At 49.4% G+C, this 20,670-nt stretch carries 22 protein-coding genes; 10 read left to right on the top strand and 12 right to left on the bottom strand.

Features of this window, described 5'->3' with window-relative positions; genetic code table 11:
- Nucleotides 1-55: 55 nt before the first annotated feature.
- From nqrF to ACTZWV_RS04620, 9 genes are all read right to left on the bottom strand, one after another.
- Nucleotides 56-1,288, bottom strand: a complete 1,233-nt coding sequence (gene nqrF / locus ACTZWV_RS04660) for an NADH:ubiquinone reductase (Na(+)-transporting) subunit F (protein ID WP_444785419.1) — start codon at nt 1,286-1,288, stop codon at nt 56-58.
- A gap of 18 nt (nt 1,289-1,306) precedes the next feature.
- Nucleotides 1,307-1,915, bottom strand: coding sequence for an NADH:ubiquinone reductase (Na(+)-transporting) subunit E (gene nqrE, locus ACTZWV_RS04655; protein ID WP_444785418.1), 609 nt, complete (start codon nt 1,913-1,915; stop codon nt 1,307-1,309).
- Nucleotides 1,916-1,925: 10 nt separating this feature from the next.
- A complete protein-coding gene (locus ACTZWV_RS04650) occupies nt 1,926-2,555 on the bottom strand; it encodes an NADH:ubiquinone reductase (Na(+)-transporting) subunit D (RefSeq protein WP_444785417.1) in 630 nt (209 codons plus the stop codon).
- Nucleotides 2,548-3,333: a Na(+)-translocating NADH-quinone reductase subunit C gene (locus ACTZWV_RS04645; RefSeq protein ID WP_444785416.1), complete on the bottom strand. Its 786-nt coding sequence runs from the start codon at nt 3,331-3,333 to the stop codon at nt 2,548-2,550. Before ACTZWV_RS04645 ends, ACTZWV_RS04650 begins: the two co-directional genes overlap by 8 nt.
- Nucleotides 3,326-4,537 (bottom strand): NADH:ubiquinone reductase (Na(+)-transporting) subunit B, encoded by a 1,212-nt coding sequence (locus ACTZWV_RS04640; RefSeq protein ID WP_444785415.1) that lies wholly within the window; start codon nt 4,535-4,537, stop codon nt 3,326-3,328. Before ACTZWV_RS04640 ends, ACTZWV_RS04645 begins: the two co-directional genes overlap by 8 nt.
- Before the next feature lie 2 nt (nt 4,538-4,539).
- A complete protein-coding gene (locus tag ACTZWV_RS04635) occupies nt 4,540-5,877 on the bottom strand; it encodes a Na(+)-translocating NADH-quinone reductase subunit A (RefSeq protein WP_444785414.1) in 1,338 nt (445 codons plus the stop codon).
- A gap of 325 nt (nt 5,878-6,202) precedes the next feature.
- Nucleotides 6,203-7,396: an enoyl-ACP reductase FabV gene (gene fabV / locus ACTZWV_RS04630; protein ID WP_444785413.1), complete on the bottom strand. Its 1,194-nt coding sequence runs from the start codon at nt 7,394-7,396 to the stop codon at nt 6,203-6,205.
- A gap of 114 nt (nt 7,397-7,510) precedes the next feature.
- Entirely contained in the window at nt 7,511-7,852 is a 342-nt protein-coding gene (locus ACTZWV_RS04625) for a BolA family protein (RefSeq protein ID WP_444785412.1), read from the bottom strand.
- A gap of 126 nt (nt 7,853-7,978) precedes the next feature.
- Nucleotides 7,979-8,611: an alpha-ketoglutarate-dependent dioxygenase AlkB family protein gene (locus ACTZWV_RS04620; RefSeq protein ID WP_444785411.1), complete on the bottom strand. Its 633-nt coding sequence runs from the start codon at nt 8,609-8,611 to the stop codon at nt 7,979-7,981.
- Between the two features lie 23 nt (nt 8,612-8,634).
- Here ACTZWV_RS04620 and ACTZWV_RS04615 point away from each other — a divergent pair, with 23 nt between their 5' ends.
- The 5 genes from ACTZWV_RS04615 to ACTZWV_RS04595 all read left to right on the top strand — a co-directional run bounded on the left by ACTZWV_RS04615 (nt 8,635) and on the right by ACTZWV_RS04595 (nt 12,716).
- The gene (locus ACTZWV_RS04615; protein ID WP_444785410.1) at nt 8,635-9,798 is read left to right on the top strand and encodes a methyltransferase; all 1,164 of its coding nucleotides are present in this window, start codon (nt 8,635-8,637) and stop codon (nt 9,796-9,798) included.
- 2 nt (nt 9,799-9,800) lie between these two features.
- Nucleotides 9,801-10,355, top strand: coding sequence for a YajG family lipoprotein (locus ACTZWV_RS04610; protein ID WP_444785409.1), 555 nt, complete (start codon nt 9,801-9,803; stop codon nt 10,353-10,355).
- A gap of 1 nt (nt 10,356) precedes the next feature.
- Nucleotides 10,357-10,941, top strand: a complete 585-nt coding sequence (locus ACTZWV_RS04605) for a peptidylprolyl isomerase (RefSeq protein WP_444785408.1) — start codon at nt 10,357-10,359, stop codon at nt 10,939-10,941.
- A 55-nt stretch (nt 10,942-10,996) separates the two neighbouring features.
- A complete protein-coding gene (locus tag ACTZWV_RS04600) occupies nt 10,997-11,317 on the top strand; it encodes a hypothetical protein (RefSeq protein WP_444785407.1) in 321 nt (106 codons plus the stop codon).
- 64 nt (nt 11,318-11,381) lie between these two features.
- On the top strand, nt 11,382-12,716 hold the full coding sequence (locus tag ACTZWV_RS04595; RefSeq protein ID WP_444785406.1) for an AmpG family muropeptide MFS transporter: 1,335 nt from the start codon (nt 11,382-11,384) through the stop codon (nt 12,714-12,716).
- 17 nt (nt 12,717-12,733) lie between these two features.
- Here the strand turns inward: ACTZWV_RS04595 and ACTZWV_RS04590 are convergent, their stop codons facing one another.
- Nucleotides 12,734-12,976: a helix-turn-helix domain-containing protein gene (locus ACTZWV_RS04590; RefSeq protein ID WP_444785405.1), complete on the bottom strand. Its 243-nt coding sequence runs from the start codon at nt 12,974-12,976 to the stop codon at nt 12,734-12,736.
- A 249-nt stretch (nt 12,977-13,225) separates the two neighbouring features.
- On the opposite strand from ACTZWV_RS04590, the gene ACTZWV_RS04585 reads away from it, so the two are divergent.
- Entirely contained in the window at nt 13,226-13,399 is a 174-nt protein-coding gene (locus ACTZWV_RS04585) for a hypothetical protein (protein WP_444785404.1), read from the top strand.
- 77 nt (nt 13,400-13,476) lie between these two features.
- On the opposite strand, the gene erpA is transcribed toward ACTZWV_RS04585, so the two are convergent.
- On the bottom strand, nt 13,477-13,818 hold the full coding sequence (gene erpA / locus ACTZWV_RS04580) for an iron-sulfur cluster insertion protein ErpA (RefSeq protein ID WP_444785403.1): 342 nt from the start codon (nt 13,816-13,818) through the stop codon (nt 13,477-13,479).
- A gap of 165 nt (nt 13,819-13,983) precedes the next feature.
- Between erpA and ACTZWV_RS04575 the strand changes: the two genes are divergently transcribed.
- The 4 genes from ACTZWV_RS04575 (at nt 13,984) to hemL (ending at nt 18,563) form a co-directional block, all read left to right on the top strand.
- On the top strand, nt 13,984-15,690 hold the full coding sequence (locus ACTZWV_RS04575; RefSeq protein ID WP_444785402.1) for a chloride channel protein: 1,707 nt from the start codon (nt 13,984-13,986) through the stop codon (nt 15,688-15,690).
- On the top strand, nt 15,687-16,118 hold the full coding sequence (locus ACTZWV_RS04570) for a CopD family protein (RefSeq protein ID WP_444785401.1): 432 nt from the start codon (nt 15,687-15,689) through the stop codon (nt 16,116-16,118). Before ACTZWV_RS04575 ends, ACTZWV_RS04570 begins: the two co-directional genes overlap by 4 nt.
- Nucleotides 16,119-16,225: 107 nt before the next feature.
- Nucleotides 16,226-17,239 carry an aspartate carbamoyltransferase gene (locus ACTZWV_RS04565; protein WP_444785400.1) on the top strand — a complete coding sequence of 338 codons (1,014 nt, stop codon included), beginning with the start codon at nt 16,226-16,228 and terminating at the stop codon, nt 17,237-17,239.
- 43 nt (nt 17,240-17,282) lie between these two features.
- On the top strand, nt 17,283-18,563 hold the full coding sequence (gene hemL, locus ACTZWV_RS04560; RefSeq protein WP_444785399.1) for a glutamate-1-semialdehyde 2,1-aminomutase: 1,281 nt from the start codon (nt 17,283-17,285) through the stop codon (nt 18,561-18,563).
- Here hemL and ACTZWV_RS04555 read toward each other — a convergent pair.
- Nucleotides 18,560-20,635 carry a winged helix-turn-helix domain-containing protein gene (locus ACTZWV_RS04555; protein ID WP_444785398.1) on the bottom strand — a complete coding sequence of 692 codons (2,076 nt, stop codon included), beginning with the start codon at nt 20,633-20,635 and terminating at the stop codon, nt 18,560-18,562. The two genes, hemL and ACTZWV_RS04555, sit on opposite strands and share 4 nt — an antisense overlap.
- Between the last annotated feature and the right edge of the window lie 35 nt (nt 20,636-20,670).

Below are 20,670 nucleotides of genomic sequence, written 5' to 3'. Positions count from 1 at the left end.
CCTGATAGCAGAAGGGGCAACCTGTTACGGTGCCCCTGCCGGTTTACTTTAACTGTTAGCCGCCGAAGTCGTCTAACAGAATGTTGTCATCTTCTACACCCAGATCTTTGAGCATATTGATAACGGCTTTGTTCATCATCGGCGGACCGCACATATAGAATTCGCAGTCTTCCGGTGCTTTGTGGTTTTTCAGGTAATTTTCATAAATGACGTTATGAATAAAACCGGTGTAACCTGTCCAATTATCTTCCGGTTGCGGATCAGACAACGCAACATGCCACTCAAAGTTATCGTTCTCTGCTGCCAGCATGTCGAAATCTTCAACGTAGAACATTTCGCGCTTAGAGCGGGCACCGTACCAGAAGGTAATTTTACGCTTCGATTTTAACCGACGCAGTTGGTCGAAAATGTGCGACCGCATTGGCGCCATACCGGCACCACCACCGATAAACACCATTTCGGCTTCGGTTTCTTTGGCAAAGAACTCACCAAAGGGGCCGGAAATAGTCACTTTATCGCCTTCTTTCAGGCTCCAGATAAACGAAGACATCTTACCGCAAGGCAGCGTCAGGTTATTTGGCGGCGGCGTAGCGATACGCACGTTCAGCATAATAATGCCTTCTTCCGACGGATAATTCGCCATTGAGTAAGCGCGGATAGTTTCCTCGTCTACTTTTGACTCCAGGCTGAAGAATTTAAAGCGCTCCCAGTCACCACGGAACTGTTCAGGGATATCAAAATCCTTGTACTTAACATGGTGTGCCGGAGCCTCAATCTGAATATAACCACCGGCACGGAACGGCACAGATTCGCCATCCGGGATCTGCAGTTTTAACTCTTTGATAAAGGTGGCTTTGTTATCATTAGAGATAACGGTACAGTCCCATTTTTTGATACCGAAGATTTCTTCTTCAACTTCAATTTCCATGTCAGATTTAACGTTAACCTGACAAGATAAACGGCAACCTTCGCGTGCTTCACCTTTAGTAATGTGACCCAGCTCAGTTGGCAGTATCTCACCACCACCCGATTTCACGTGCACCCTGCACTGACCACAAGAACCGCCACCGCCACAAGCTGACGATAAGAAAATACCTTTGTCTGCCAAAGCTCCCAGCAGTTTGCCACCGGCTTTGGTTTTAATCGCCTTGTCCGGATCACCATTGATACTGATGGTAATGTCACCAGAGGCCACCAGCTTGGACTTAGCTGCCAGAATAATTACCACTAATGCCAGAACCACCAGGGTAAACATGCCAACGCCAAGAAATATGTCTAAATTTTCCATCTTCTGTGCCTTTACCCCTTACAGTGAAACACCGGAGAAAGACATAAAGCCTAACCCCATTAAACCAACCATTAAGAAGGTAATACCCAGACCACGTAAACCATGTGGAATATCTGCGTACTTCAACTTCTCACGAATACCGGCCAGCAAGGTAATCGCCAGGGCCCAGCCTACACCGCTGCCCAAACCGAATACCACGCTCTCACTGAAGGTATAATCACGTTCAACCATAAAGGCTACCGCACCGAAAATCGCGCAGTTTACCGTGATTAACGGCAGGAAGATCCCCAGTGCGTTGTACAGTGCCGGGAAAAATTTATCTAACGTCATTTCCAGGATCTGCACCAGAGCAGCGATAACACCGATATAGGTTAAAAACCCCAGGAAGCTTAAATCCGCATCAGGGAAACCGGCCCATGATAAGGCGCCCGGCGCCAGCAGATTTTGGTACACCAGGTTATTTACCGGAACCGAAATACCCAGTACCACAATAACGGCAACACCCAAGCCAAAAGCAGTGGTGATTTTTTTCGATACGGCAATAAAAGTACACATACCGAGGAAGAAGGTCAGCGCCAGATTTTCAATAAATACGGCGCGAACAAATAAGCTTATATAATGTTCCATCTACAGCTCCTTATGCCTTCTCGATCTGTTCAGTACGGAAAGTACGCAGTAACCAAATCAGGCCGGCAATAATGATAAAGGCGCTTGGTGGCATTAACAGCAAGCCCATTGGCTGGTACCAGCCGCCATCTTTCACCAGTGGCATAATTTCAATACCAAACAAGGTACCTGAGCCGCCTAATTCACGAATAAAGGCCACCGTCAATAACACCACGCTGTAACCTAAACCGTTACCGATACCATCAAGGAAACTGATGCCGGGCGCGCTTTTCATTGCAAAGGCTTCAGCACGGCCCATTACGATACAGTTGGTAATAATCAGACCAACAAACACTGACAGCTCCTTGGCCACGTCATAGGCAAAAGCTTTCAGCAATTGATCCACCACTATTACCAAAGAAGCAATAATGGTCATTTGCACGATAATACGCACACTGGATGGAATGTGATTACGAATTAACGAGATAAAAAAGTTAGAAAAAGCTGTAACCAAAGTTAGTGCAATACACATAACCAGGGCTTTATCCATCTTGGTGGTTACCGCCAACGCAGAACAGATACCCAGTACCTGCAACGCGATAGGGTTGTTGGCAAATACCGGGCCAAACAGAACCGTTTTAATTTCTTTTGCATTAGCCATTGTTTAATGCTCCGTCGCGAACTTTAGCCAGGAATGGGGCAAAACCCTTAGCACCAGCCCAGAAATCGAAAGTGTACTGTACACCGTTGCTGGTTAACGTAGCACCAGACAGGCCATCTACTTCAAAAGCAGAGTCAGCATCGGCATTGCCGGGTTTAACCACTTTAATAGCCGGCGCGCCGGATTGGTCCAGTAACTTTTTACCCTCAAATTGCGCTACCCATTTCGGATTCTGCACTTCACCACCTAAGCCGGCTGTTTCGCCCTGCTCATAGTAATTCAGACCTTTAATGGTAGTACCATCAGCACCCAGCGCCAGAAACGCATGCATGGTTGACCATAAACCATAGCCGTGGATCGGCAGCACTATTGCCGACAGCTCACCGGACTCTATGCCATTGTCGTAGGCCAGGTATACCGGTGCAATATTGGCGCGGCTTTTAATCGAGGCAAGATCTTCTTCGCCGGACAAACGTACGCTTTGCTCCGGATCTTTCATAAACTTGCGGTAATCATAGTTCGCCGGCTTCTCTACAAAGCTGCCGGTATCCAGGTCAACAAAGCGCTCTTCAATATGCTTGCTGTACAACTGCTGAATATCGCTACCGGACAATAAGCCGGTTACCGCCAGTACGTTCTTCTGCGAGTCCAGCAGCTTGTTCGCTGTTTGCTGCGGCCGCAATTGCACGGCTGCAGTAGACACAATAACTGCACAGACTAAACATAAAGAGATGACTACTATCAGCGTTTTGCTGATGCTATCGTTATTACTAGACATTACGTGCCAGCCTCCGCTTGATATTGGCCTGAGCCACGAAGAAATCGAATAATGGTGCGAACAGGTTCGCAAACAGTATGGCTAACATCATACCTTCAGGGTATGCTGGGTTAACGACACGGATCATCACCACCATAAAGCCAATCAGAATACCGTATGCCCATTTACCACTGTCGGTAAAAGACGCAGATACCGGATCGGTTGCCATAAAGAACATACCAATAGCAAAACCGCCCAGCACAAGGTGCCAATGCCACGGCATAGCAAACATGCTGTTAGACTCTGAGCCTATAGCGTTGAACAGATAAGCCGACAACACCATACCCACCATGACACCTAACACGATGCGCCAGGATGCAATACGGAAATAAATCAAGGCCAGACCGCCAATTAGCAGTGCCAGTACAGAGGTTTCACCTACTGAACCGGGAATAAAGCCATAGAATGCGTCCAGCCATTGCTGCGAACTGGCCGCCCAGCTGTAGTCCAGCTCGCCGGAGGCGGCTTTACTTAACCAGGTTGCGCCGGAATAACCATCTGCAACTGTCCATACCGCATCACCGGAAATTTGCGCCGGATATGCAAAAAACAGGAAAGCACGGCCAGCCAGCGCCGGGTTCAGGAAATTACGGCCGGTACCACCAAACACTTCTTTAGCAATTACCACACCGAAAGTAATACCTAAGGCGACCTGCCACAGCGGAATAGTGGCCGGCAGAATTAACGCAAACAGAATTGAGCTGACAAAGAAGCCTTCGTTCACTTCGTGCTTACGCACAGAAGCAAACAACACTTCCCAGAAGCCACCAACGATAAAGGTCACAGCATAAATAGGCAGGAACCAGACGGCGCCATACCACATTTTACTGCCCCAGCCGGATTCTGCCGTCAGCTCACCACCGAACAGTTGATAAATAGCCACCTGCCAGGTATCAGGCGTACCAAAACCGGCCTGCAGCGCAACAACCGCCTGATGACCAATATTGTACATACCGAAGAATAAAGCCGGGAATAATGCCAGCCAGACAAAGATCATGATGCGTTTTAAATCGATACTGTCACGTACGTGAGTACCATTTTTAGTTACAAGACCGGGGGTATAAAGTACAGTGGCAACAGCTTCATACAGCGCATACCACTTCTCATATTTGCCACCCTTTTCAAAGGACGGCTCAATGCGCTCTAAAAAATGCTTTAAACTCATAATTAGCCTTCCTTCTGAATGATCGTCAGGCAGTTACGCAAAATGGTGCCATAGTCGTACTTGCCCGGGCAGACAAAGGTACACAGCGCCAGATCTTCTTCATCTAACTCCAGACACCCCAGCGATACAGCACCGTCGGTATCACCGGATACTATGTCACGCAACAGCAGCGTGGGCAGAATATCCAAAGGCATTACGCGCTCGTAGTTGCCGATAGGTACCATGGCACGGGCAGAGCCGTTGGTGGTGGTGGTCATGTTAAACAGTCGTTTCGGGCTCAGATGCGATAAGTACGCACGGGTTACTGAGAACTTCGTTGCGCCAGGCGCAATCCAGCCGAGGAATTCTTTATCGTAGCCTTCAGCCAGCACCGACACCTGAGTGTGGAAACGGCCGATATAACCATGTACGCCATGCGCTGTAGAACCGGATAACACTGAGCCTGAAATGATACGGTTTTTACCGTCACTCAGTTCACCTGCTGTCAGCTCGCTGGTAGAGGCACCCAATACCGTTTTCACTAAACGTGGGTTTTTCACTGCCGGGCCAGCCAGCGCTACGACACGCTCGCTGTGCAATTCACCTGTGGTGAACAGCTTACCGATAGCAATAACGTCCTGGTAACCGATATGCCATACCACCTTCTTCGCGCTGACAGGATCCAGCAGGTGAATATGGGTACCCACCAGACCAGCCGGGTGCGGGCCGTCAAACTCAGCCACTTCCGCTTTGCTGATAGCAGGCACAGCTACACCGGCTTTTTTGCTCAGGTACAGTTTACCGTCGGTTAACGTCGCTAATACTGTTAAGCCCTGAATAAAGGCGTCGCTGTCAGCAGCAATCACTACCGCAGGGTCTGCTGCTAATGGGTTAGTGTCCATGGCATTGACGAAAATAGCACGTGGCGTGCTGTCAATAGCAGGCGTCTGACTGTACGGACGGGTGCGCAGAGCCACCCATAAACCGGAATCAACCAAATTCTGCGTCACTTGCTCACGGCTTAAACCGGCCAGCTGTTCGGCAGAATATTTGCCAAACTGCACCGCATCGCTACCTGCAGCTTCAATCACTACAGATTGCAATACCCGCTTGGCGCCGCGGTTAATTTCTTTTACAGTTCCGGCCAGTGGTGCAGTAAATTTAACGCCCGGGGTTTTCTTGTCTTCGAAAAGCACCTGGCCTTTTTTTACCGTATCGCCAACTTCAACTGACATAGTCGGACGCATACCAATAAACTCTTCGCCTAATACAGCGACAGTGTTAATGGTATTGCCCGCACTGATCTCTTGTTTAGGACTGCCCGCGAGGGGAATGTCCAAGCCTTTTTTGAGTTTTATCATACGTACTTGCACTACTATTTTGGGAAGAAACAGGGCCTGGTTTTTCAGCTACGCAGCGCGCAGCGCATCAGGTGGTTATTATCAGAACAATGCCTGTTTATTTTTACACCGGATACACGTATTAAAGTCGCGGATTCTAGCATTAATACAGCCGCCTATCTATGCTATTGAACAAATTTTCCGGCAAACCAGCCGATGAATACTGCACTTTAGCTTACCGGCTAACTAAGCGACACAATTGGCATATAGCTGCAAATTTTAGTCAACTTTAGCTAATTTGCGAATACCGCCTAAACAAAAGCCGCCAGATGGCGGCTTTGCAATTTTAAGGCGCGATATTGGCCAAAGGTACCAAAGGCGAAACGTCAGCATCATAGTCTACATGGGCATAGCCAAAACCAAACAAGCGTAAAAACTCGTTATGATAACCTTTGTAGTCGGTTAAGGTATCAATGGTATCGGTGGTGACCTGGCCCCACAGCTCTTTTACTGCTTGCTGGATATGAGCACTAAGTTCTTTCCCGTCCATACGTAAACGGCCGGCGTCATCCATAACAGGCGCATCACTGTACAGCCCCTGGCGGAACAAGCCATTAATCTGTTCAATACAGCCCTCATGCGTACCTTCTTCTTTCATTACGCGATATAACAAAGAGATATACAACGGCATAATAGGAATGGCAGAACTGGCCTGAGTTACCAGCGCTTTTAACGACGCTACATAAGCTTTACCTTTTTTATCAGCCAGTTGCGCGGTAATAGCAGCAGCAGCGCGGTCAAGGTCTTCTTTGGCTTTACCGATAGTGGCTTTGCCGTAGATAGGCCAGGTTAACTCTTTACCAATATAAGTGTATGCCACGGTTTGGCAGTTATCGGCCAACACGCCGGCTGCATTTAACTGACCTAACCAACGCTCCCAGTCTTCGCCACCCATCACTTTTACAGTTTGATGAATTTCATCATCATTAGCCGGTTCTACTGATACTTCTTCAATTTCCCGCTTGCTGGTATTCAGTGTTCTGGCGGTATAAGACTGGCCGATAGGTTTCAGTACTGAGCTGAATATTTCACCGCTTACCGGGTCTTTACGCCGCGGTGCTGCCAAGCTGTATACTACTAAATCAATTTTACCCATTTCGCTGCGGATAATATCAATGGCTTGTGCTTTTAACTCATCAGTAAAGGCGTCACCGTTAATATGTTTGTTCCACAAACCGGCAGCATTGGCAGCTTGCTCAAACGCCGCAGTGTTATACCAGCCGGCTGATGCCGTTTTGCTCTCTGTGGGTTCCTTTTCAAAGAAAATACCCAGGGTTTTCGCGCCGGAGCCAAAGGCGGCAGTAATACGCGACGCCAGGCCATAACCGGTAGAAGCACCAATGACCAGCACATTCTTCGGACCATTAGCCACCGGGCCGGCGTTTTTGACATAGTCAATTTGTTCTTTTACATGTTCGGCACAGCCGACAGGATGAGCGTTAGTACAGATAAAACCACGAATTTTCGGTTGAATAACCATGACAGCTCCTGCTGTTGTCTCGACAAAATTGACGCTAGTGTAAAACTTTACCGCAGAAAACAGGTCTGATCAGCCGTTTTTGTTTATTTAATAGCAGCACACAGAAAAAAAGCGTCACACGGACGCTTTTTCAGTTTTGTCGGTTTTGCTGCCACCATAGCAGCGTGGTGACGCCGGTGGCTTTTCGGCATAGTACTCATACCACTCTGACGGAGTATAAGTGTGTAACGCCAGGGCATGAATTTTCTCTGCCAGCTCCTCTGCCACCACAGCATTAACGGCGCGATGACGCTGTAATAAGCGCATGCCATCAAATTGCGGTGTAACAATCACCACCTTAAAATGCGACTCTGAACCTTGCGGCACATTGTGCAGATGGCTTTCGTTTACCACATCAAGGAACACAGGATCAAATGCACTAAGTAACTTCTGTTCAATAGCGGTATGAATCAACATAGCCTTTATCCTTTTTTATTCCTTCAATTAACTCTAGTTGTCGCCAATAAAGTTGCCAGCGGCTTTTCGTGTCAAGAAAAATAACACCGGCTAACGGGCTGGCCGGCTTACAAAAAATAATTTTGTCTAACCCGCACTCTTAATATAACGAAACGTCAAATTTACCCGGCTGTCCGTTACCCGACTTTGCTTGGGCAACCTATGCAGCCAGTGCTGCTGGCAACCGTCCGCCATTACCAGCAGGCTACCCGGGGTTAAATCCAGTGCCAGCTGCCAGGCCTGGTGGCGGTGTTTCAGCTCAAAGCGCCGGGTTGCGCCCAAACTCAGCGATGCAATATATGGATCCGGCCCCAGCTCCGGCTCGTTGTCGGCATGCCAGCCCATATGCTGAGCACCGTTTTGGTACCAGTTAAGCAACACGCAATTCAACGGTAGCTGCAAAAAGGCGCTGAGCTGTTGTGCTAACAGCTGTACCTCTGGCTGCCACGGCTGCGGCACAAAGGTAGTACCGGAATAACGGTAGCTGCAATGTGCATCGCCCATCCATACCTGAAGCCGCGGAATAGTAACCGCTTTGCCAAACATCATAATGCTGTCTTGTGACCAATTCAGTTGTTGCTGCAATTGCCGCTGTAAATCACAGCTTTGTTGCCGGCCAAGCCAGTCCGGCCACAACATTACCGTTGCATCCGGCAAACTGAACTGCTGTGCCTTGCTTTGCCGGTTGTCGCTATGCCAGTGTCGTGTCAAAATGCTCATCTTATTTCACTATCCGTGCCACTATGAATACCACTTTTACTTACGCTCATGGCAGTTTGCAATTATACCGCTGGCCGCTTAATCAACCCAACAGCAGTTTGCAAGCCTGGGATGCCGCTGACGAATTGTTGCTTCAGCATACGCAGGAAGCCGCCACACAGTTTAGCCGGCAGCATAAACGTGAACCTAAACTACTGATAATCAATGACAGCTTTGGTGCATTATCCTGTGCTTTGGCGCAGTATGCCCAGGTGCAGGTTAACGATTCACTGCTGGCACAACAAGGCACGGTTTATAACCGCCGGCAAAATGGTCTGGATTTAACCACACTGCAGCAGCAATCCAGTTTGGCACCTTATCCGCAGGCACCCGACATTGTACTGCTGAAACTACCGAATAATCACAGCTATCTGCAGTATATTTTGCAGCAACTGGCCGGCGTTGTAACAACAGACAGTATTATTCTGGCCAGTGCCAAAGCTAAAGACATTAACCGCAATGTGTTAGCGTTGTTTGAACAAACCTTAGGACCGGCCAGCGCGTCATTAGCAGTTAAAAAATGCCGGCTGATAAGTTGCAGCTACAATGGCGCAGTGCAGCAACAGGCAAAGAGCAGTTTCCCGCTACGCTGGCCGCTGGAGCAGAGCAGTTATAGCGTAGTAAACCACGCTAACGTGTTTTCACGGGAAAAACTGGACCAGGGTGCGCGTTTTTTTCTGCAGCATTTGCCAACGCTGAGCGCAGAGCAAACCGTGATTGATCTAGGCTGTGGCAATGGCGTACTGGGTTTACCCCTGCTAAGCAAAGACACCGCCATAACTATGCTGTTTTGCGATGAATCTTATATGGCGGTTGAATCGGCCAGACAAACCATCAGCGAAAATTTACCGGATAAACTGGCACAGTGCCGCTTTGTTGTTGATGATTGCCTGAGCCAACAAGCTGATAAAAGTGCTGATTATGTGTTGTGTAACCCGCCGTTTCATCAGCAGCACGCCGTTACCGGACATATTGCCAGCCAGATGTTCAGCGACGCCAAACGGGTATTAAAGCAAGGCGGCCACTTGCGTATTGTGGCTAACCGTCACCTTGGTTATGCCGACAGCTTACAACGCTTATTCGGCAATTGCCGTCAACTGGCTGCTGATCCTAAATTTGTTATTTTAGAAGCTATCAAAAGGAGTTAATCATGCGCTATTTAGCTATGCTGGCACTGGTATTTTTGGCCGGCTGCAGCAGCACGAGGCCGGGCTTTATTTTGGCACCGCAGGTGTTTGTGCCGCAGTCCAACCAATTACAACAAAGCCGTTTTGCCTTTACGGTCAGTGACGAGCGCGGTATACCCTACACCTTGCGTATTCAAAACGGTGGCAAGGTTGAGCAAATTGCCACCAGTAACAACCTCACCGGCCAACTACAGCAAAGCTTAGCGCAAGCTTTGCAGGAGCAAGGTGCTAATCTGGATGCCGGTAGCGACGTGCAGGTGACAGTCAAGATTGCTCAGTTACAAGCCCTGGTTAACCAACGCACCCTGGAACATGCGGTAACAAACCAGGTTGCTTTGACCGTTCAGGTGCTGCACCCGCAAGGTAGTTTCAGCAAAACCTATTCCGGTGACAGCAGCTTTACAGCACCGTTTAAGATGGATATTGCCGCCGTTGAGCGTGAACTACGCGTGCTAACCGAGCAAGTGATCACCCAGCTGTTACAGGACAACAGCTGGCACCAGGCTTTGCGGGGGTAAAATGCGTTATTATCTGTACGGCTTAATCTTACTGCTGAACCTTACTGCGGCGCACGCGGGGCAATTTTTACAACCGAACAATCTGTTTCCTAAAGTGCGTATTGTTACCTCGCACGGCGACATTGAGGTTGAGCTGGACCGCAGCCGAGCCCCGCTTAGCGTGAATAACTTTCTCAGCTACGTAAAACACAAACGCTATAACAATACCGTGTTTCACCGTCTGGAACCGGAGTTTGTGCTGCAAGGTGGCGGTTATGATGCCAACTATAAACCGATTGAAGAATTAAAACCGGTGTTTAATGAATCCGGTAATGGCCTGAAAAACCAGTTTGGCACTATTGCCATGGCACGCTTAAACGATCCGCACAGTGCTACCAGCCAGTTTTATTTTAATTTGCAGGATAACCCCAGTCTGGATCCGGGCCGGCGTTGGGGTTATACCGTGTTCGGCCATATTAGCGCCGGCGAAGAGGTTATTGAAAAAATTCGCGCAATTCAAACAGATACTTCGGTTGAGTTAGGCTGGCCTAATGTGCCGGTAGAACAAGTGCTGATAAAAACTGTACTGCTGCTGCCAGAGCAATAAAACCCGCTATACTTGGCCTAACAGTGTTAACTCAAAGGTGCTGTTAAGTCAGGTTATGGCAGACAAATTTATTGAACAAAAATCACAGCAGTTGGTTTTTTACATCTCCCGTTATTTCCGTGGCCGCTTACCACACAGTGAGCTGCATTTGTTTGTTTGGGACACGCTGGAAGAATGGGCACAGCTGAGCAGCGGACTGCAACTGCCGTACAGTCCCCGCGAACGCGTGTTCTGGCATTTAATTCATCAGCTGGAGTTTTGGCCGGACAGCACCTTACGCGAAGATAAGCTGCTACGCAGAAATATCCAGGATTGCATCTGTTACCTTAAAGGCCACGGCGTAGTGCCACCGAACTGTGTTGGCGTGCGGCCATAAACACTTGACCCAAACCCACTGACAGGTAAGCTACTGCAACTTGCCGCTGTTTTCGGGTGTCGCTTTGCCTCATTACCTTGCCTGGCTGAAAAGCCTGAATATTTATTGCCAACGCCGGGTGTTAGCTATTTTTGTGCTCGGTTTTTCCAGCGGTTTGCCACTTATGCTGGTGTTTGGTGTGTTGTCGTTTTGGCTGCGTGAAGCCGGCGTGTCACGCGCCGACATCGGTTATTTCAGCTGGGTCGCACTGGCGTATGCTATCAAATGGTTATGGTCGCCATTGGCGGATCATCTGCAAATCCCTTTTTTACATCACAAGCTTGGCCGACGCCGCAGCTGGCTACTTGCATCACAATTGGCGGTAATGCTGGCGGTGCTGTGTATGGCCGGCATGGACCCACAGCGTGAGTTGGCACTGATGGCGGCTTTTGCCGTACTGTTAGCCTTTGCCTCCGCCACCCAGGATATTAATGTTGATGCCTTTCGCATTGAAAGTGCACCGGAGCAACTGCAGGCAGCATTGGCTGCAGCCTATTTAACCGGTTATCGTTTGGCGATGATATTAGCCTCTGCCGGTACACTCTGGTTAGCGGCTCTGTTCTCAGGCAAGGATGGCTATGATTTGGCCGGCTGGCAACGGGCATATCTGATAATGGCGCTGTGTATGTTACCGGGCATCTTAACAACCATACTCAGCAAGGAACCCTTAAGTAATTTGCAACAACACAGGGCAACACAGGGCTCAGTGCTGCAACGCTTTGCCGCTTGGTTACGGCAAGCAGTAGTGGCACCTTTTACCGATTTTTTCAGTCGATATAAATGGCATGCTTTGCTTATTCTGGCACTGATCGCTTGTTATCGTCTTACGGATATCGTGATGGGCGTAATGGCCAACGCATTTTACGTTGATATGGGTTACAGCAAGGAGGAAGTGGCCAGTGTATCAAAAATTTATGGCGTGATAATGACACTGATAGGTGCGGCCTTGGGTGGTGTGTTAATCAACCGCTTTGGTACGGTACGGATCCTGTTTATCGGTGCTTTACTCAGCGCAGTTACAAATCTGCTGTTTGCCGCGTTAAGTCAGATTGGCTATGACCTGGCTTGGTTAACCTTAATTATTTCTGCCGATAATCTCAGTGCCGGTATCGCTACCAGCGCCTTTATTGCTTATTTATCTTCCTTAGTTAATCTGGCTTTTACCGCAACACAGTACGCTATGTTCAGCTCATTGATGCTGTTACTGCCTAAGTTTACCGGGGGCTTTTCCGGCCATTGGGTAGAGCAAATGGGCTATGGGCCGTTTTTTGTTATGACGGCTCTACTGGGGATCCCAGCATTACTGCTGATAATTGTGTTGGCAAAGTACAAGCCGATAAAACAGAACGCCGCTGATTAGCGGCGTTCTGTTATAAGTCAGGCTGACAAAACCTGCTTTAACCCTTCCGTGGGGTCTACACCCAGAGCCTGGCAATAGCGAACGTATTCAATCACGTCCAACCGGCGCTCCTGGTTTTCAACTTTGCCGATAAATGAATGCGGTGTCCCTAAAATTTCTGACAGACTTCGCATGGTATGCCCTTTTTCCTGGCGCTGACGCTTCAGCCAAACACACAGGCGTTTATTTTCATCAGAAATTACGCTTTTTGTACCTTTCATGTTTTTTTCTTCTCCCAGCGTGTTACGCTTTTATTATGTATAAATACTTCCTGCAAAAAAATCCAAACCTTATTGCCAGCGCAATAAGCAATAAAAAACGGTTAATTAAACCACAGGATGCGACGAGCGTACAGCTACAAGCGTTAAAATCTGTAATCAGACTTTACAGTTGATTTTAGTGGCTGGCCCGGCGATAAAATCTGTCCGCTGTACCACTACGGCAGTGACGAGCAAACCGATGAGAGAAAAATGATTAAATTACTGTTCTTAGTGCCCTTAGTGATGTGTACAGCCTGGTATTGGTACTTACAACAGCATGGCTGGAGTTTAAAACAAGGCCGTAAGGGCTTTGCTTATATCATTGGCTTTAATGTGGCAATTGCACTGAGTTTGTGGGGAATTATGCTGCTGACTCAGCGTTAAACAGAGCACAGCAGCAGGATATACGCAGCGATGTAAAGGCTTTCATGTATTTTTATATTTACAAAAAACACATGAATTTAAACAGAAAATGATGAACCGCAGCCACAAGTGGTAGTAGCATTCGGGTTTTGCACAATAAAGCGGCTACCCTGTAAGCCTTCGGTGTAATCTACCACGCCGCCCATCAGATACTGCAGGCTCATGGGATCTACTACCATCGACACACCTTGCTTTTCTACTACAAAGTCACCTTCATTAACTTTTTCATCAAAGGTGAAGCCATACTGAAAACCGGAACAGCCGCCACCGGTGATATAAACCCGCAGTTTCAGCTCAGGGTTTTCTTCTTCACTCACCAGTAACGCCACTTTTTTTGCTGCGGCTTCAGTAAATTCAATTGGTACAGCTGGTTCTGACATAATAACTCCGCAGGTTTAACTAAGGCGCAAATTATCTAATACCTGACTGTTTTATTCAAGTATTAGCCGTGTTTGACGCTTAATAGTTATGACTTATTACAATTAAGCTGAATAGTCAGCAACTTATGTTAAACTCTTAGTTAATTATCACAGGTACTATGGCTTATGCAGCGCTGGCAGAAATGGCTTCCGTCTTTGCAACGTCGTTTGGCGCTGCCACAAACCTCACTGCAGCTGTGCATACTGGGCATGCTGGGTGGCCTTGCCGCCGCTATTTTGATTATTCTGTTTCGCCTCGCCATTGTCGGTATCCAAAGTATCTTCTTAGTTCGCAGCGACGATTTTTCCACTGTTAGTGCCGATATCCGCTGGATGTTACCACTGGGCGGCGCTTTGCTTATCGGCCTGATAGCCTGGATTACCGGCTATAAACATTACCGGCTGGGTATTCCTTTTGTGATCCATCGCATCAAACTGAAATACGGCATGATGCCCACCCGCAATACCATTAACCAGTTTTTCGGCGGCATTCTGGCGTTGGCCAGCGGTTTCTCTGTTGGCCGTGAAGGCCCTTCTGTGCATTTGGGGGCCTATGGCGCCAGCACCCTGGGCAAGTACCTTAAACTGCCCTACAACAGCATCCGCATTCTGGCCGGCTGCGGCATCGCCGCCGGTATTTCTGCATCATTTAATACGCCGCTGGCAGCGGTTATCTTTGTGATGGAGGTGGTACTGCGGGAATACCGTGTGCATGTGTTTATTCCTATTATGCTGTCCTCTGTGGTTGGGGCTTTGGTCACGCAAAGCGTATTTGGCAGTGACAAAGAGTTAGCCTTGCTGAATATTGTTGCCATCAGCGGTTGGCATCTGCCCTACCTGGTGCTGTGCGGTATCGTATTTGGTGCTATCGCCTTTGTGTTTAACAAGAACATGATGCGTTTAATCAGGTTGTTTAAAAACTGGCCGTTGTTACTGCGCTTAAGCCTGGCCGGAGTGGTGACTGCAGCTGTAGGTTACTTAATTCCACACGCGATGGGGGCGGAAACCGGCGCTATCTTTTATGCGGTGAATGCGCCGAACGACGTGGCTCTGCTACTGACTATCTTTATCGGTAAAATGTTGCTGACACTATTCGCTCTGGGTTTGGGTGTGCCGGGCGGCGTAATAGGCCCGGTCTTTGGTATCGGCATAGTGCTGGGAACCTTATTGGCCATTATACCGTCAGCCATTATGGGCGATAACAGCATAGCCGGCACCTATGCCGTATTGGGTATGGCCGGTTTAATGGCCGCTACCATGCATGCCCCGCTGGCGGCATTAGTTGCGGTGATGGAGCTGGCGCATAACCCGGGCATTATAGTGCCGGCGATGCTGGTGATCACCACGGCTTATATCACCGGGGTACAGTTTTTTAATAATAAATCGATTTTCCTGCTGCAGCTCGACTTCCTGCAAATGCCGTACAAACTGTCCCCTGCCGATGATGTGTTGCAAAAAGTAGGCGTGCTGGCATTGCTGGATAACCAGTATCAATTGCTGGATAATCCGGACGAGCAGCAGGTGCTGCAGGCGCTGGATAAACTGGAGCCGCCACAACAGTTGTTGGTACAACGCCAAACCGATGGTAACAATGAGTATGTGTTGGCCAGTTACGATGTGCAGTTATCCATGACCGGTGCCAGCGCTGTACAATATTTGCCGCTGCAGGGGCTGAACCATCAGGCCACCATGGCAGAGGTATTCGCTATTTTGGAAGATAAGCGTGAAGGCGCGGTATATATTTACCGTGAAGAAGAACCGTCGCAGCTGATAGGTATTATCCGCTGGGACCAGGTACGCAGTTTATTGGTCAAACAGAACAACTTATTATGACAAGCATTCTTGTATACAAAGCCTTACATGTGTTTTTTATGGTGGCCTGGTTTGCCGGCATTTTTTATCTGCCGCGGCTATTTGTCTATCACGCTTCAACGACAAGTCCCGACTGCGATGCAGAGTTTAAAGTGATGGAGCGCCGTCTGCTGTACTTCGTTACCCCCTTCGCCATTTTAACGCTGCTGTTTGGTGTGTTGCTGATTTACAGCTATGGCGCTGCCTGGTTTAAAACCAGCAGTTGGCTGCACTACAAGTTGCTTTTGGTGCTGCTGCTGTACGTTTACCATGCCTGGTGCTTTAAACTGTTGGCCGATTTTAAACACAACCGTAACCGGCGCAGTCCACGCTTTTACCGCATTTTTAATGAAATGCCGGTACTGATTTTATTGGCCGTAGTGTTGCTGGCGTATTTGAAACCGCTATAGCGCAGCATTCGCTTTTAGCGGCTGTTTTCGCGTATAATGCTGCCGTTTATTGCCGGTTCCGGGCCGGATCCGGCCCGGGTTAACTCTCAGCGAAAAGAGCACTGACTATGAGCTTTAAAGGCGAACACATCCTCTCGGTAAGCCAATTTGATCGCGACACCATTCAACATGTTTTTGATATTGCCCGTAAGATGCAGCCTTATGCCAGCCGGCAAAAACGTACCAAAGTGCTTGAAGGCGCTATATTAGGTAACCTGTTTTTTGAACCCAGCACCCGCACCCGGGTCAGTTTCGGCTGTGCGTTTAACTTGCTGGGCGGTGAAGTGCGTGAAACCACCGGTATGGAATCGTCTGCGTTATCTAAAGGTGAATCGCTGTTTGATACCGCCAGGGTGATCAGCAGCTACAGCGATGTTATCGCTATGCGCCATCCGCAAGCCGGTTCGGTAGCCGAATTTGCCTTAGGTAGCCGTGTACCGGTGCTAAACGGCGGTGACGGTGCCAACGAACACCCGACCCAGGCCCTGTTGGACTTGTTTACCATAGAACGCGAGCTGGCCTCGTCCGGCCAGAGTATTGATGGTATGCATATCGCTATGGTGGGTGATTTAAAGTTTGGCCGCACCGTGCATTCGTTATCCAAGCTGTTAAAGCTATACAAAAACCTGCGCTTCACGCTGATCGCCCCCAAAGAGCTGGCAATGCCGGACGACATTGTCAGTGCCATAGAAAACGCCGGCCATCAGGTCACCATTACTGATGTACTGGAAGGCAACCTGAACGCTGATATTGTCTACCAAACGCGGATCCAGGAAGAGCGCTTCCCGTCGAAGGCTGAAGCCAACTTATACCGCGGTAAATTCCGCTTAAACCAGGAAATTTATACCCGCTATTGCAAATCCAATACGGTGATTATGCATCCGCTGCCGCGTGATTCACGGGTAGAGGCCAACGAGTTGGATAACGATTTGAACCTGAACCCTAACCTGGCTATCTTCCGCCAGGCCGACAACGGTATTCTGGTGCGGATGGCCTTGTTTGCCTTAACCCTGGGGGTAGACAATATTATCAGCAACTACGAATGCGCCGTGCCCTGGTACAGCAATAAACACAGCGGCTAACACGGCCGCCGGCTGTTTCTTCTTAATTATCGGAAACTGATTTATGTCTTTATCTGCAGAACTGTTCCAACGTGCCCAGCACACTATTCCCGGCGGTGTAAACTCCCCGGTGCGCGCTTTTAAAAGCGTGGGTGGCACCCCGGTGTTTATCGACCGTGCCGACGGCGCTTATCTGTTTGACGTTGATGGCAAGCGTTACATTGATTATATCGGCTCCTGGGGCCCGATGTTGCTGGGCCACAACCATCCGGCCATCCGCAATGCGGTAATTGAGGCTGCCGCCAAAGGTTTAAGCTTTGGCGCGCCCTGCCCGGCTGAAGTAACCATGGCCGAACTGGTGAGTAAACTGGTGCCGTCGATGGAAATGGTAAGGATGGTGAGCTCCGGCACCGAAGCTACCATGAGTGCTATTCGCCTGGCGCGTGGCTACACCGGGCGTAATACCATTGTGAAATTTGAAGGCTGTTATCACGGTCATGCCGACTCTTTACTGGTAAAAGCCGGCTCCGGCGCTTTAACCCTGGGCGTACCGAATTCGCCCGGCGTGCCGGCCGATTTTGCCAAATATACCCTTACCAGTGAATTTAATAATCTGCCACAGTTAGAGCGACTGTTCGTACAGCATGGTAATGATATCGCCTGTATTATTGTTGAGCCGGTAGCCGGTAATATGAATTGTATTCCGCCTACAGAAGGCTTTTTACAAGGCTTACGCCAGCTGTGTGATCAGTACGGTGCAGTATTAATTTTTGATGAAGTGATGACCGGCTTTCGTGTGGCACTGGGCGGGGCTCAGGCGGTGTACAACGTGAAACCGGACTTAACTACCTTAGGTAAAATTATCGGCGGCGGCATGCCGGTAGGCGCCTTTGGTGGTAAACGTGAGATTATGCAGCAGATAGCGCCGCTGGGGCCGGTATATCAGGCCGGTACCTTATCCGGTAACCCTATTGCAATGGCGGCAGGCCTGGCGGCACTGACCGAGATCAGTAAAGCCGGCGTCTATGAAGCCTTGACTGCAAAAACAACGCAACTGATCCAGGGTATCAGTGCTGTCGCAGCGAAACATGGCGTGCCACTGGCAACCAATCAGGTGGGCGGCATGTTTGGTTTGTTCTTTACTAAAGAAGCAACAGTAACCAACTTTGCCCAGGCAACACAGTGTGATACCGATGCCTTTAAGCGCTTCTTCCACCTGATGCTGCAACAAGGTATTTATCTGGCGCCATCTGCTTATGAAGCCGGCTTTTTATCGCTGGCGCACAGTGATGACGACCTGGCGCAAACCATCGCCGCCGCAGAGCATAGCTTTAAACAGCTTTAACGGCGGTTTTGCAACCAGACGATATCAGTATCGTACGGCCGTTGCCGTACGATATAACCCGGGCCATTACCGTTGCTGTAAATAGCCAGCAGCATTTCCGGCGCAGCGCTCAACAACGGCATCGTTTGCTGCGCTAACCAGTCAAAACGATAAATCGTGTTGTTATCTCCCAGCCAGTAAATACCACTGTCATCGCTGAACCATTGCTCAGCACTGCTGCTGTGCCAATCAATATACACCGGCAACGTCAGCAGTTGCTGTGTTGGTGTTAGCAGCGCCAGTGCAGTGGAATCAGCAAATTGCACAACTAACGCCTGCTGCGGCCCACAGCGCACATCGGTTACGCCTTCCAGCAAGGCGGTGTTGCTGCTCTCCGCCATCAACTGCCAACCATTGTCAGTCAGCGTGGTCCAGTACAGTACATTATCGCAGCTGGCATAACGCCCTACCGCTGTGTCCGGGGCCTGCGGATAAGGCGTTAGCACGCCGGAATCTGCGTCAAGCCGGTATAACATGGCATTGATCAGCACCAGCAATTGTTGCCGGTGCCAAAACAATTGCTGCACATATTGCTGCTCGGTTAAATGACTAAGCTGCCTGCTGTCGCGCCCTTGCGCCAACCAAATTTGATTATGCCCGGCGCGTTCTGACACATAAGCCACCTGACCGCGCTCACTTATCGCCGGTAGGCGCTCGTTACGGTTACTCATGTGCCAGGGCACCAGGCGAATGCCGGCATGGGTTGTATCATTTACGACACGCAAAATATCGGTGGTGTAATCTAAAAACTGTGTGGCTAACACCTGCCCCGGGTGGCGCGATGCCTGTGTCAGATCCCGCGTTAACCGGCCCAGGCTCTGCATATTTTTCGATTTAAGGTCAACAATCTGCAGTTCTTGTTGTTCACCGGAGAGCAGCAATTGTTTGTTGTCCCACCAACTGAATTGAGTAACAACATAAGGCAAGCGCATTAACACATGCGGCAGGCCATCAGGTAGTTTTAATTGTAACAATGCAGATTGATTGACCGTTTCTTCAGCCACCAAATACAGCGTGTCCTCCCGCAACAGCAGGTGGGTGATATCACGCCAATTACCGCGCAATGTCAGCAGCTGTTCCGCCGCTTCGCCCCAACGGCCTCGCATCAACTGCAACTGGCCCGTTGTGCTGTCTCTGTCAAGCCACAGCAGGCTATCTTGCCATAAGGCCGCACCTTGTGGCATAACCTGCCGGCAAGGCCACAGCTGTTGTGGTGGCTCAATCACAGGGATAAGTGCCTGACGATAAAAATAACAGCCCTGTGTTTCACCTTGCGCGCGAAATACTATGTGTTTGCTATCGGGCCACAACGCCTGAGATAAACGACGGTACTGTTGTGCCAGGTGTTCAACCCGCAGATCAGCCAGATTTTGCACGCTCCAGTTCAGTGTGTCTGCGCCTATGGCTTTATGCTGATATAACACGTGGGATTGATCAGGATACAACACCGGCCAATATTCCTGGCCGCTAAGTGCACTGACCGGCGTTATGGTATCCGGTAACTTTAGCAGCGGGGCTGCGGTATAAGTAGCCAGCACGTAAGCCAAACTGGCCCCGCCAACAATTAAAGCCGCTGCAGTTGCCGCGATAAAGCGCCACGCTTTGCGCGGTTTCACTATCAAGCCGGTATTGTTGTTGTCAGCCGCATCGCTGGCGTCAGTTGCGCTAATCAGGCCGATATCCTGCAATCTGGCCGGCGTAATCTCAGCCAACCAGCGGTAGCCTTTTTTGGAAGAAGTTTCAATATAAACCGGCGCCCGTACATCGTCGCCCAGCACCTTACGCAGCGCCCCCACAGCGCGCATTACCGCTGCATCTGTGCCTTCATCAGCGGGCCAGACTTTTTCAATTAAGGTATCTTTTGCCAGTAAAATATTCGGGTGTAATAGAAAATAATTCAGCAGACTGTGCAGCCTGGGTTCTAAGCGGATCATGGATTCAGCCCGCATAGTGGCATCAACCGGCCACAGCTGACCGTAAATCACCTGATAATACCAGTTTCCAATTTGTACCACAGGGTCCAGATGTGACATTAAGGTCCGCCCGACAATTGACTGTCGGGTCGGAT

Origin of the sequence: Rheinheimera sp. NSM (assembly GCF_052380015.1) — a bacterium.
Taxonomy (GTDB): Bacteria; Pseudomonadota; Gammaproteobacteria; order Enterobacterales; family Alteromonadaceae; genus Alishewanella.
The sequence above is the reverse complement of the archived record's forward strand: the minus strand, read 5'-3'. Positions and strand labels throughout refer to the sequence as shown.

Coding starts and splice junctions, on each gene's coding strand:
- nqrE (WP_444785418.1), bottom strand. CDS start 1,915: ATGGAACATTATATAAGCTTATTTGTTCGCGCCGTATTTATTGAAAAT.
- fabV (WP_444785413.1), bottom strand. CDS start 7,396: ATGGTTATTCAACCGAAAATTCGTGGTTTTATCTGTACTAACGCTCAT.
- ACTZWV_RS04620 (WP_444785411.1), bottom strand. CDS start 8,611: ATGAGCATTTTGACACGACACTGGCATAGCGACAACCGGCAAAGCAAG.
- ACTZWV_RS04590 (WP_444785405.1), bottom strand. CDS start 12,976: ATGAAAGGTACAAAAAGCGTAATTTCTGATGAAAATAAACGCCTGTGT.
- ACTZWV_RS04570 (WP_444785401.1), top strand. CDS start 15,687: ATGACAAGCATTCTTGTATACAAAGCCTTACATGTGTTTTTTATGGTG.
- ACTZWV_RS04585 (WP_444785404.1), top strand. CDS start 13,226: ATGATTAAATTACTGTTCTTAGTGCCCTTAGTGATGTGTACAGCCTGG.
- ACTZWV_RS04605 (WP_444785408.1), top strand. CDS start 10,357: ATGCGTTATTATCTGTACGGCTTAATCTTACTGCTGAACCTTACTGCG.
- ACTZWV_RS04610 (WP_444785409.1), top strand. CDS start 9,801: ATGCGCTATTTAGCTATGCTGGCACTGGTATTTTTGGCCGGCTGCAGC.
- ACTZWV_RS04555 (WP_444785398.1), bottom strand. CDS start 20,635: ATGTCACATCTGGACCCTGTGGTACAAATTGGAAACTGGTATTATCAG.
- nqrF (WP_444785419.1), bottom strand. CDS start 1,288: ATGGAAAATTTAGACATATTTCTTGGCGTTGGCATGTTTACCCTGGTG.
- ACTZWV_RS04565 (WP_444785400.1), top strand. CDS start 16,226: ATGAGCTTTAAAGGCGAACACATCCTCTCGGTAAGCCAATTTGATCGC.
- ACTZWV_RS04615 (WP_444785410.1), top strand. CDS start 8,635: ATGAATACCACTTTTACTTACGCTCATGGCAGTTTGCAATTATACCGC.
- hemL (WP_444785399.1), top strand. CDS start 17,283: ATGTCTTTATCTGCAGAACTGTTCCAACGTGCCCAGCACACTATTCCC.
- ACTZWV_RS04625 (WP_444785412.1), bottom strand. CDS start 7,852: ATGTTGATTCATACCGCTATTGAACAGAAGTTACTTAGTGCATTTGAT.
- erpA (WP_444785403.1), bottom strand. CDS start 13,818: ATGTCAGAACCAGCTGTACCAATTGAATTTACTGAAGCCGCAGCAAAA.
- ACTZWV_RS04600 (WP_444785407.1), top strand. CDS start 10,997: ATGGCAGACAAATTTATTGAACAAAAATCACAGCAGTTGGTTTTTTAC.
- ACTZWV_RS04575 (WP_444785402.1), top strand. CDS start 13,984: ATGCAGCGCTGGCAGAAATGGCTTCCGTCTTTGCAACGTCGTTTGGCG.
- ACTZWV_RS04645 (WP_444785416.1), bottom strand. CDS start 3,333: ATGTCTAGTAATAACGATAGCATCAGCAAAACGCTGATAGTAGTCATC.
- ACTZWV_RS04640 (WP_444785415.1), bottom strand. CDS start 4,537: ATGAGTTTAAAGCATTTTTTAGAGCGCATTGAGCCGTCCTTTGAAAAG.
- ACTZWV_RS04635 (WP_444785414.1), bottom strand. CDS start 5,877: ATGATAAAACTCAAAAAAGGCTTGGACATTCCCCTCGCGGGCAGTCCT.
- ACTZWV_RS04650 (WP_444785417.1), bottom strand. CDS start 2,555: ATGGCTAATGCAAAAGAAATTAAAACGGTTCTGTTTGGCCCGGTATTT.